Annotated in this window: 6 protein-coding genes and 3 rRNA genes; 2 read left to right on the forward strand and 7 right to left on the reverse strand. The window is 62.4% G+C overall.

The features are described from left to right. Nucleotides 1-7: 7 nt before the first annotated feature. The 5 genes from rrf to OHB24_RS00025 form a co-directional block, all read right to left on the reverse strand. A 5S ribosomal RNA gene (gene rrf / locus OHB24_RS00005) occupies nucleotides 8-125 on the reverse strand. A gap of 174 nt (nucleotides 126-299) precedes the next feature. After that, nucleotides 300-3426: ribosomal RNA gene (locus OHB24_RS00010) — 23S ribosomal RNA — on the reverse strand. Between the two features lie 510 nt (nucleotides 3427-3936). Continuing rightward, nucleotides 3937-5461, reverse strand: a 16S ribosomal RNA gene (locus OHB24_RS00015). The 16S, 23S and 5S rRNA genes sit together here, the layout of an rRNA operon. Before the next feature lie 596 nt (nucleotides 5462-6057). Further along, complete coding sequence (tyrS, locus tag OHB24_RS00020; protein WP_327636807.1) at nucleotides 6058-7350, reverse strand: tyrosine--tRNA ligase; 1293 nt, start codon at nucleotides 7348-7350, stop codon at nucleotides 6058-6060. Nucleotides 7351-7410: 60 nt separating this feature from the next. Beyond that, entirely contained in the window at nucleotides 7411-8448 is a 1038-nt protein-coding gene (locus OHB24_RS00025) for an App1 family protein (RefSeq protein WP_327636809.1), read from the reverse strand. Nucleotides 8449-8557: 109 nt separating this feature from the next. Here OHB24_RS00025 and OHB24_RS00030 point away from each other — a divergent pair, with 109 nt between their 5' ends. Both OHB24_RS00030 and OHB24_RS00035 read left to right on the forward strand, forming a co-directional pair. Next, a complete protein-coding gene (locus tag OHB24_RS00030) occupies nucleotides 8558-9505 on the forward strand; it encodes an LLM class flavin-dependent oxidoreductase (protein ID WP_327636810.1) in 948 nt (315 codons plus the stop codon). A 157-nt stretch (nucleotides 9506-9662) separates the two neighbouring features. Further along, the gene (locus tag OHB24_RS00035) at nucleotides 9663-9989 is read left to right on the forward strand and encodes a DUF4333 domain-containing protein (protein ID WP_327636811.1); all 327 of its coding nucleotides are present in this window, start codon (nucleotides 9663-9665) and stop codon (nucleotides 9987-9989) included. Here OHB24_RS00035 and OHB24_RS00040 read toward each other — a convergent pair. Beyond that, nucleotides 9986-10597 (reverse strand): DNA-3-methyladenine glycosylase, encoded by a 612-nt coding sequence (locus OHB24_RS00040; RefSeq protein WP_327636812.1) that lies wholly within the window; start codon nucleotides 10595-10597, stop codon nucleotides 9986-9988. The two genes, OHB24_RS00035 and OHB24_RS00040, sit on opposite strands and share 4 nt — an antisense overlap. 10 nt (nucleotides 10598-10607) lie before the next feature. Then, the gene (gene argH, locus OHB24_RS00045; protein ID WP_327636813.1) at nucleotides 10608-12035 is read right to left on the reverse strand and encodes an argininosuccinate lyase; all 1428 of its coding nucleotides are present in this window, start codon (nucleotides 12033-12035) and stop codon (nucleotides 10608-10610) included. Nucleotides 12036-12044: the final 9 nt, after the last annotated feature.

Raw genomic sequence — 12044 nt, forward strand, 5'->3', positions numbered from 1 at the left:
TGTGAATGTCCGGCGGCGTCCTACTCTCCCACGACCTCCCGGTCGCAGTACCATCGGCGCTGGCGGGCTTAACTTCCAGGTTCGGAATGGAGACTGGGTGTTTCCCCGACGCTATGGCCACCGAAACTCTATAGAAATATCAATCAAACCGGACTGCTAGCCACAAACCCTCTCGGGTTTGGTTGCTGGGGTTTGACCGTATTCCGGGAACCGTACAGTGAACGCGAACATCGTTACTTGTAGCGCAGGCTTGCGACCGGCAATGGTCGTTGAGTACCCAACCCCTAGGGGTGGGTGTGTGTGACAAGCCCTCGGCCTATTAGTACCAGTCAGCTCCACACCTTGCGGCGCTTCCACCTCTGGCCTATCAACCCAGTGGTCTACTGGGGGCCTTACCCGGTTAACCCGGTGGGAGACCTCATCTTGAAGCGTGCTTCCCGCTTAGATGCTTTCAGCGGTTATCACTCCCGAACGTAGCCAACCAGCCGTGCTCCTGGCGGAACAACTGGCACACCAGAGGTTCGTCCACCCCGGTCCTCTCGTACTAGGGGCAGCCCTTCTCAAGTCTCCTGCGCGCGCAGCGGATAGGGACCGAACTGTCTCACGACGTTCTAAACCCAGCTCGCGTGCCGCTTTAATGGGCGAACAGCCCAACCCTTGGGACCTACTCCAGCCCCAGGATGCGACGAGCCGACATCGAGGTGCCAAACCATCCCGTCGATATGGACTCTTGGGGAAGATCAGCCTGTTATCCCCGGGGTACCTTTTATCCGTTGAGCGACGGTGCTCCCACATGCCACCGCCGGATCACTAGTTCCGACTTTCGTCCCTGCTCGACATGTCTGTCTCACAGTCAAGCTCCCTTGTGCACTTACACTCGACACCTGATTGCCAACCAGGCTGAGGGAACCTTTGAGCGCCTCCGTTACCTTTTAGGAGGCGACCGCCCCAGTCAAACTACCCACCAGGCACTGTCCCTGATCCGGATAACGGACCAAAGTTAGACAGCCAGAACAATCAGAGTGGTATTTCAACGATGACTCCACCCGAACTGGCGTCCGAGCTTCACAGTCTCCCACCTATCCTACACAAATTGTACCGACCACCAATACCAAGTTGTAGTAAAGGTCCCGGGGTCTTTCCGTCCTGCTGCGCGTAACGAGCATCTTTACTCGTAATGCAATTTCGCCGAGTCCATGGTTGAGACAGCGCCCAAGTCGTTACGCCATTCGTGCAGGTCGGAACTTACCCGACAAGGAATTTCGCTACCTTAGGATGGTTATAGTTACCACCGCCGTTTACTGGCGCTTAAGTTCAAAGCTTCGCCGGCCGAAACCGGCTAACCTGTCCCCTTAACGTTCCAGCACCGGGCAGGCGTCAGTCCGTATACATCGAATTACTTCTTCGCACGGACCTGTGTTTTTAGTAAACAGTCGCTTGGGCCTGGTCTCTGCGACCATCACCGCTTCCACCAGCAAGTGGTGTAACGGATCAGGTCCCCCTTCTCCCGAAGTTACGGGGGCATTTTGCCGAGTTCCTTAACCATGGTTCACTCGATCGCCTTGGTATTCTCTACCTGATCACCTGTGTCGGTTTGGGGTACGGGCGGCTCTAACACTCACTGCGAAGTTTTTCTCGGCAGCATGGGATCATCCACTTCCCCTGAACGGGTCCGCCTCGGCTCTCAGGCTATGTGAGACACGGATTTGCCTATGTCTCGCCCTACCACCTTGCCCGCGGATCAGCTTGCGCCTACCATCGCCGCGGTTGGACTACCCTCCTGCGTCACTCCTCAATGCACCTACTACCACCTCGGGTCAAAACATCCACACCTCAACCCGAAGGTCTCAGTACTTCTGTTTCTTAGCATCAGCGGGTTCGGTCGGGTCGTGTTAATGCCGGTACGGGAATATCAACCCGTTGTCCATCGACTACGCCTGTCGGCCTCGCCTTAGGTCCCGACTTACCCAGGGCAGATTAGCTTGACCCTGGAACCCTTGATCATCCGGCGGACGGGTTTCTCACCCGTCATTCGCTACTCATGCCTGCATTCTCACTCGTGCAGCATCCACAACTCCATCACTAGGCTGCTTCACACGCTGCACGACGCTCCCCTACCCATCCACACACCTGGACCAGAATCAAGTTCTGGCCGAGTAATAATATGAATGCCACAGCTTCGGCGGATTGCTTGAGCCCCGCTACATTGTCGGCGCGGAATCACTTGACCAGTGAGCTATTACGCACTCTTTCAAGGGTGGCTGCTTCTAAGCCAACCTCCTGGTTGTCTGGGCAACTCCACATCCTTTTCCACTTAGCAATCGCTTAGGGGCCTTAGCTGGTGATCTGGGCTGTTTCCCTCTCGACTACGGAGCTTATCCCCCGCAGTCTCACTGCCGCGCTCTCACTTACCGGCATTCGGAGTTTGGCTGATTTCGGTAAGCCGGTAAGCCCCCTAGACCATCCAGTGCTCTACCTCCGGTAAGAAACACGCGACGCTGCACCTATATGCATTTCGGGGAGAACCAGCTATCACGGAGTTTGATTGGCCTTTCACCCCTATCCACAGGTCATCCCCCAGGTTTTCAACCCTGGTGGGTTCGGTCCTCCACGCGGTCTTACCCGCGCTTCAACCTGCCCATGGATAGATCACTCCGCTTCGGGTCTAGAGCATGCGACTAAAGCGCCCTATTCAGACTCGCTTTCGCTACGGCTACCCCACACGGGTTAACCTCGCCACACACCACTAACTCGCAGGCTCATTCTTCAAAAGGCACGCCGTCACACATTCACAAGGAACATGCTCCGACGGATTGTAGGCAATCGGTTTCAGGTACTATTTCACTCCCCTCCCGGGGTACTTTTCATCTTTCCCTCACGGTACTAGTCCGCTATCGGTCACCAAGAAGTATTTAGGCTTAGCGGGTGGTCCCGCCAGATTCACACGGGATTTCAAGAGTCCCGTGCTACTTGGGAAAACACTCAAGAGTCACTGTCTTACGCCTACAGGGCTATAACCCACTACGGCTCAACATTCCAGAAGATTCGACTTCAACAGTGATTTATAACTCTTCGGTCTCACGGCATTAAGACCCGAATGCTCCCACAACCCCACATGCGCAACGCACGCCGGCTATCACACGCACATGGTTTAGCCTCATCCGCTTTCGCTCGCCACTACTCACGGAATCACTATTGTTTTCTCTTCCTGCGGGTACTGAGATGTTTCACTTCCCCGCGTTCCCTCCAGAACCCTATGTGTTCAGGCACTGGTAACTGGCTTTAGAATGCCAGCTGGGTTTCCCCATTCGGACACCCCCGGATCACAGCTCGGTTGCCAACTCCCCGGGGCTTATCGCAGGCTCCAACGTCCTTCATCGGCTCTTGGTGCCTAGACATCCACCGATTGCCCTTAGTAGCTTGTCACAAAATCAACAAAACATGCCGAAATCGCAAATACACTACAAAAGATGCTCGCGTCCACTATACAGTTCTCAAAATACGGGCAGGAACACCAGCCCCACAACCATCACCTATCGGTCCTCGAGTATCCAGCCCAGGGAAACAACCCACCCAGTCCAGAACACCCACACCAACGGTTTGATGAGAGCCGGCCCCAGCCACCAAACACACACGATCCGCAAAGATCCATGCATCCGTGACCCAGAAGAAACAGCCCCAACCCCCGAACCCTCAGGTTCGTTGGCCAGGCCCGATTCCTCAGGACCCAACAGCGCGCCTCGGTGCTCCACCCAGCCATCTCCGCGTTCCACGCCCACACCCCCGAAAGAGTGTCAGCAGTACTAACTTCCATGACTTCGCTTCGCACCTAATGGTCAATGTTCCACATTCCGAAGCACCATCACCTCGAGACGAACGCTCAAGCAGTGATGAATAGGCACCGGACTCTAAGAGCCGGCGCCGAATGCTCCTTAGAAAGGAGGTGATCCAGCCGCACCTTCCGGTACGGCTACCTTGTTACGACTTCGTCCTAATCGCCAGCCCCACCTTCGACGGCTCCCTCCACAAGGGTTAGGCCACCGGCTTCGGGTGTTGCCGACTTTCATGACGTGACGGGCGGTGTGTACAAGGCCCGGGAACGTATTCACCGCAGCGTTGCTGATCTGCGATTACTAGCGACTCCGACTTCATGGGGTCGAGTTGCAGACCCCAATCCGAACTGAGACCGGCTTTTTGGGATTCGCTCCACCTTGCGGTATCGCAGCCCTTTGTACCGGCCATTGTAGCATGCGTGAAGCCCTGGACATAAGGGGCATGATGACTTGACGTCATCCCCACCTTCCTCCGAGTTGACCCCGGCAGTCTCCTATGAGTCCCCACCACCCCGAAGGGCGTGCTGGCAACATAGGACGAGGGTTGCGCTCGTTGCGGGACTTAACCCAACATCTCACGACACGAGCTGACGACAGCCATGCACCACCTGTATAGGACCCTTACGGACCCCCCATCTCTGGAGGATTTCCCTATATGTCAAACCCAGGTAAGGTTCTTCGCGTTGCATCGAATTAATCCGCATGCTCCGCCGCTTGTGCGGGCCCCCGTCAATTCCTTTGAGTTTTAGCCTTGCGGCCGTACTCCCCAGGCGGGGCGCTTAATGCGTTAGCTGCGGCACGGAGGACGTGGAATGTCCCCCACACCTAGCGCCCAACGTTTACGGCGTGGACTACCAGGGTATCTAATCCTGTTCGCTACCCACGCTTTCGCTCCTCAGCGTCAGGTAAGGCCCAGAGAGCCGCCTTCGCCACCGGTGTTCTTCCTGATATCTGCGCATTCCACCGCTACACCAGGAGTTCCGCTCTCCCCTGCCTACCTCTAGTCTGCCCGTATCGGAAGCAGGCTCGGGGTTAAGCCCCGAGTTTTCACTCCCGACGTGACGAACCGCCTACGAGCCCTTTACGCCCAATAATTCCGGACAACGCTCGGACCCTACGTATTACCGCGGCTGCTGGCACGTAGTTGGCCGGTCCTTCTTCTGCAGGTACCGTCACTCTCGCTTCGTCCCTGCTGAAAGAGGTTTACAACCCGAAGGCCGTCATCCCTCACGCGGCGTTGCTGCGTCAGACTTTCGTCCATTGCGCAATATTCCCCACTGCTGCCTCCCGTAGGAGTCTGGGCCGTGTCTCAGTCCCAGTGTGGCCGGTCGCCCTCTCAGGCCGGCTACCCGTCGACGCCTTGGTAGGCCATTACCCCACCAACAAGCTGATAGGCCGCGAGCCCATCCCCAACCGCCAGAACTTTCAACCAACCACCATGAGGCGGCCAGTATTATCCGGTATTAGACCCCGTTTCCGAGGCTTATCCCAAAGTTGAGGGTAGGTTGCTCACGTGTTACTCACCCGTTCGCCGCTCGTGTACCCCCGAAGGGGCCTTACCGCTCGACTTGCATGTGTTAAGCACGCCGCCAGCGTTCGTCCTGAGCCAGGATCAAACTCTCCGTTGAAAAATATGACAACCAGTCAAAGACCGGATAGTCGACACATCGAGTGATCCTTTGAATCAGAAACAATCAAACTGACTTGTCATCCGTATTAATTTCAAAGGAATCCGCCACAGAACAAGACAACCAACCACCCAAAATCTCGAAGAGACCAGGGTAGAAAAGCCATCAAATGCCTGTGAACGGGGATACTTCAATTTCGGCATTGACTTTCGGCACGCTGTTGAGTTCTCAAGAATCGGACGCACACCGCAGCTTGGCCTTGCAGCCAGGCTCCCGGGGCAACCTGCGTTACTTTACCGGACCAGATCCACCGAGTCAAGACTCAATTTTTCTGACCCTCCACCCGCGTCCAGTCGGCCGACCCGAGTCCGAGGACACGTTTCGGCTGCTCTAGCCTTGGGGGGTTCGGAGCGGCCGGCCGCTTTCGCGTCCTGCGCTTCGCTCCAACAAGAAGAACATTACGTGGCCCGCAGGTGACCGGTCAAATCGGCCCCCGGTGTGCTGAATCACAGGCTTGTAATTTGCCTTCGGCAACCCCGTTGTGGGAGTGGAGCCCACCCCCACACCGGAGCCGTCAGCCCTGCGTCAGCTCTAGGTCAGCCCTGCGCCGGTGACGCCAGAACCCCTGCAAATGAACGCTTCCCGCGACGCAGCACCAGCACGCCACCCGGCAGCAGGTCCTCCGCGGCCGGCACGTACTCCGCGTCCTTCACCTTCTCGTTGTTCAGGTACGCGCCACCTTCGGCGACCGTCCGCCGTGCGGCCGACTTACTCGCCACCAGGCCGGACTTCACCAGCAGGTCGCCGTACGTCGGCATCGGTTCGCCGGAGCCCAGCTCCACATGCGGTGCTTCGCGTAGTGCTGCCACGAGAGTGGAGCCGTCCAGTGCCCCAAGCTCCCCCTGGCCGAACAAGGCCCTAGAGGCCTCCTGCACACGTCGAGTCTCCTCGGCCCCATGGACCAAGGTCGTCACGTCCTCAGCCAGCACCCGTTGCGCTTCCCGTGCCTGTGGCCGTTCCGCGGTCGCCTGCTCGAGAGCGGCCAGCTCCTCCGCCGTACGGAACGTGTAGAACCGCACCAGCTGCATCACGTCGCGGTCGTCGCTGTTGAACCAGAACTGGTAGAACGCGTACGGCGTCGTCAGCTCCCGGTCCAGCCACACCGTCCCGGACTCGGTCTTCCCGAACTTCGTCCCGTCGGCTTTGGTCACCAGCGGCGTCGCCAGCGCGTGCGCCTTGCCGGACTCGCTACGACGGATGAGCTCGACACCCGCCGTCAGGTTCCCCCACTGGTCGCTGCCACCGGTCTGCAGCGTGCAGTTGTGCCGCCGGTACAGCTCCAGGAAGTCCAGCGACTGCAGCAGCACGTAGCTGAACTCCGTGTAGCTGATCCCCTGCTCCAACCGCGCCTTCACCACCTCGCGGCCGAGCATCCGGTTCACCGGGAAGTGCTTCCCGATGTCCCGCAGGAAGTCGAGCGTGTTGAGGTCCTTCGTCCACTCGTAGTTGTTGACGATCCGGGCCGGGTTCGGCAGGGACTCGTCGAAGTCGACGAACTTCTCCACCTGGCCGCGGACCTTCTCGACCCACTCGTGGACGATGTCCTTCGGGTTCAGCACCCGCTCGGACGTCTCCTTCGGGTCACCGATCAACCCGGTGGCGCCGCCAACGAGCCCGATCGGGTTGTGGCCGGCCAGCTGGAGCCGTCGCAGCGTCAGCAGCTGCAGCAGGTTGCCCATGTGCAGGCTGGGCGCGGTGGGGTCGAAGCCGACATACGAGGTGATCGGTCCCGCCGCCATCGAGGCCCGGAGGGCATCCGGATCGGTGGAGTGGGCGATCAGGCCACGGCTCTCCAGGTCGTCAAGCACCTGAGTGCGGCGTTCGGTCACTAGTTCTCTCCTCGAGTACGTCGGTCGGTACTAGTGTCCTGTACGACGAGGTGAGGCGACTCAGGTGGGTTCGGGACGCGTCAGCACCGAGCGGAGCTGTGGACGGAGGGCATGTCCGTCCGGCCCTTGCACCGTCACAGCAGTCGGCCGGTGTGGGTCGTGGGCACCAGGGTCCGGGTTAGGGACCGGCAGACCGTGCGACAGGACCTGCTCGGCCGGGGTGAGCTGGCGGATGCCGATGGCGAGCACGTGGTCCGGATGCGTCTGCGCGAAGTCGCCGTACAGCTGGGGGTCGTGCTGGCCGTCGTCACCGACCAGCACCCAGCGCACGTTGGGGAACTCTCGCGCGAGCCGGCGTAGGGCGGTCCGCTTGTGCTCCTGGCCGCTGCGGAACCAGCCGGTGTTGGTCGGTCCCCAGTCCGTCATCAGCAACGGCCCCGGCGGATACCCGTGCCGTTCGAGGAAACGGGTCAGCGTCGGCGCCGTGTTCCACGCTCCTGTGGACAGGTAGAACATGGGAGCGCCCGGGTGGTCCGCCAGCAACTCCTCGTACAGACCGGCCATACCTGGTACGACGCGACGCGCCTGCTCGTCGCGGACGAACGTGTTCCAGGCCGCGATCATCGGACGCGGCAGCATCGTCAGGATCACCGTGTCGTCGATGTCGCTGACCAGACCGAACGTGGCCTCCGGGTCCGGGACGAAGATCCGCGCCCGCGCCTGCCGGTCGCCGTGGACGCCCAGGACGATCTCGTGCCACCCCGGCGGCAGCACCACCGGCACGTTGAGGTCGATGAACCCGCCGCGATCGGTCACCGCGTCGAACGTCTGCCCGCCGACGATCACCGTCACCGGCACCTTGGTCGCCGGCGCGGTCACGAACACGCGCCAGCCACGCATCACCTGGTCCTCGTCGTACCGCGGCTGATTGCGGGGATCGCGTCCGAGCACGACGCGGGCCAGCACCCGGACGAACTCCGTGTTGCCGTATCCGACCTGCGGGATGATCCGCTCCTGCCAGCCACGACGCCGAAGTACCGTCGCAACCCCGAGGTTGAACCAGTCCTCGAGACGGGACGAGTAGTGCGGACGGGCCATACCAGAAACCTACCCGCAGCACGGGCCGCTAGTCGTCCTCCCTCGCGGTCCGCGGACACCTTTGACCCGTCCGTCACGAACTGTCGGTGCTCTCCCCTACCGTCTCCCCATGACCGCTCTCGGAATGTGCTTCCCGCGTACCTACCCGGCCGCGCTCGTCACCGACGTGGCTCGGCGACTCGACCGTGGTGGCGCGGACGAGCTGTGGATCATCGAGGACTGCTTCTTCACGGCCGGCCCGTCATTGGTGTCGGCCGCGCTGACGTCGACCGAGCGGCTGACCGTCGGGCTCGGGATCGTGCCCGCCGTCGCCCGCACGGCGGCGGTGACCGCGATGGAGTTCGCGACGCTGGACGCGCTCGGCCCGGGGAGGTTCCTGCCCGGCATCGGTCATGGCGTGCAGTCGTGGATGGGCCAGATGGGGGTCCGGCCGAAGTCTCCGCTGACTGCGCTCGAGGAAGTGACCACCAGCGTCACCCGGCTGCTCGCCGGCGAGGAGGTCAGCTTCGAGGGCAAGACGGTCTTCCTCGACAAGGTGAAGCTGGACGCGCCGCCGGCCGAGGCCCCGCCGATCCTGCTCGGTGTCCAGGGCCCGAAGTCGATGGCGCTCGCCGGGCGGGTCGCGGGCGGCGTCGTGCTGGCCGAGCCGGCGACCGCGCCGTACGTGCGTCAGTCGGTGGAGTACGCCGGATCGCCCGAGGGGTTCGTGGTCGCGGTGTTCGCGGCGATGTGCGTGCGCCCGGACCGCAAGACGGCGTACGAGTGGACCGCGCCGTGGCTCGGGTGGCGGATCGGCGAGCGGCCACCGCAGCTGACCGCGCTGCCGTTCTTCGACGAGATGAAGAAGCTGTACGACGCGTCGGGCGAGGCGGGCCTGGTGGGGATGCCGAGCGACTGGTGGACCGCAATCGGGGCGATCGGGACCCTCGACGACGCAGCCGCGCATGTGGAGACGCTGGAGGCGGCCGGAGTGCAGCACGTCGGGCTGTTCCCCGATCCGGAGGTGGAGCACGGGTTGCCGCAGCTGGACTACGTGCTCGAGCTGGCGAACCGCTAGGAGGCCCGCCTCCGGGGATCGCCGAGGTACGGGCGGAGTACGGGCAGCGAGCTGTCACCGTCGAGCTCTACGGTCGAGCATCCGTCTCATCTGAATTCGAAACTGAAGCGCTATCACGCGATCAGCATCGGTGTAGACCCTCAAGGAGACCGTGTCAATGTTGCTGGCTGTTCGAACCGCCCTGGCAAGCGCCGCCTGCGTCTTGGTGACCCTGACCGGGTGTTCGGTGAGTTTCGGCGATCCGTCCATCTCGAAGGAGACCCTCGAGAAGGGCATCACCGACGCGCTGGAGAAGTCGGTGGGCAAGCGGCCCGACTCGGTGACCTGCCCCGGAAAGGTGAAGGCGGAGGCCGGCGAGTCCGTCCGCTGCGAGCTGCGAGCGGGTACCTCGAAGTACGGACTGACCGCGACCATCTCGTCCTACGACAAGGAAGCGAAGAGCGCGAGCTACGCCATCAAGGTCGACCAGAAGCCCGCCGGCTAGGAGCGCTTCTTCGGGACGTGCGGGCGGTACGTCGAGACGGTCGGTTCGTCCGGGATCCAGAAGCGCCATGGGCGGTCGGCTGCCTCCCGCAGGCCGACACGTGGGCCGGTGGCGGGTTCGCCGTCGAAACCGGGGCCCTTGAGCAGCTCGATAGATGAGTTCTTCGCGAGCAGGTCGGTGCCGTTGCCTTCACGTCCGATGCCGAGGGCAACGCACAACCGAGCCGGCCCGCGCGCAAGATCGCGATCGGATTTCTTCGAGGCGGGTTGGTTGCGGCGGAGGCGGGCCAGCTCGATGCCTTCGATCACCTCGCCGGCGCGGAGGAGGACAGCTGACGGCTGTCCTTCCGGGCCGGCGACGACGTTCATGCAGAAGTGCATGCCGTAGGTGAAGTACACGTACAGGAAGCCGGCCGGGCCGAACATCACCGCGTTGCGGGGCGTTTGACCCCGGTACGCGTGCGAGCCGGGGTCGGTCGGTCCGTCGTACGCCTCGACCTCGGTCAACCGAACCGCGACCGTCCCCTCGGGGGTGGTGCTGCGCAGCACCGTCCCCAACAACCTGGGCGCCACCTCCAGCACAGGACCAGCCAGCAGCGAACGGCGCATGCGCAGCACTTTAGGCGAGGCGGGTGCTGTGCTCCCCTGCCCGGGTCCGCAGTTCCGCGAGTTGTTCGGTGACCCGCTCCTGCGCCGTGCCGCCGCGGGTGTTCCGCGAGGCGAGCGACCCTTCGACCGTCAGGACCGAGCGCACCTCCGGCGTCAGATCCGGCGAGATGGCAGCGAGGTCCGCGTCAGTCAGGTCCCAGAGTTCGATGCCGCGCTTCTCGCACTCCTGGACGCAGGCGCCGGCCAGTTCGTGCGCGACCCGGAACGGAACCTTCTGGCGGACCAGCCACTCGGCGATGTCGGTCGCCAGCGAGAAGCCCTGCGGCGCCAGCTCCTCCAGGCGGTCGGCGTTGAAGCGCAGCGTGTGGATCATCCCGGTGAACGCGGGCAGCAGCACCTCGAGGGTGTCGATGGAGTCGAAGACCGGCTCCTTGTCCTCCTGCAGGTCCCGGTTGTAGGCGAGCGGCTGCGCCTTCAGCGTCGCCAGCAGACCGCTCAGGTTCCCGATCAGCCGCCCGGCCTTGCCACGGGCGAGCTCGGCGATGTCCGGGTTCTTCTTCTGCGGCATGATGCTCGACCCGGTCGAGAACGCGTCGTCCAGTTCGACGAACCCGAACTCCTTCGTCGCCCAGAGGATCACCTCTTCGGCCTGCCGGGACAGGTCGACCCCGATCTGCGCGGTGACGAACGCGAACTCCGCGACGAAGTCCCGCGAGGACGTCCCGTCGATCGAGTTCGCCGAGGAGTTCGTGAACCCGAGCTCAACAGCGACGAACTGCGGATCCAGCCCCAGCGAGCTCCCGGCCAGAGCCCCGGAGCCGTACGGCGAATCCGTGGCAACCCGAGCGTCCCAGTCGGCGAGCCGATCCAGGTCCCGGATCAGCGGCCAGGCATGCGCGAGCAGATGATGCGACAGCAGAACCGGCTGCGCGTGCTGCAGATGCGTCCGCCCCGGCATCGCCACACCCAGATGCCGCTCGGCCTGATCCGCCAGCGTGTTCACCTGCTCCAGCAGCAACCGGCCGATGATCCGGCCGTGCTCGCGCAGGTAGCTCTTGAACAGCGTGGCGACCTGGTCGTTCCGCGACCGGCCCGCACGCAGCCGCCCACCCAGCTCGGCACCGAGCCGAACGAGCAGACCGTGCTCGAGCGCCGTGTGCACATCCTCGTCCTCCGCAGCAGGGAGGAACTCTCCGGACAGTACGTCGGCCAGCAGCGCGTCGAGACCGTCCAGCATCGCGGCCAGGTCCTCGTCCGTCAGCAGACCCGCGCGATGCAGCACCTTGGCGTGCGCCTTCGACCCCGCGATGTCGTACGGCGCCAGCCGCCAGTCGAAGTCCGTCGACTTACTCAACGCCGCCAACGCATCAGCAGGCCCACCCGAGAACCGGGCTCCCCACAACGCCGATTCCCGCGCGCCGCTCTCTCCAGTACTCAAAACACTTCC

The organism is Kribbella sp. NBC_00482 (genome assembly GCF_036013725.1).
In the GTDB taxonomy this organism is placed as follows: Bacteria; Actinomycetota; Actinomycetes; order Propionibacteriales; family Kribbellaceae; genus Kribbella.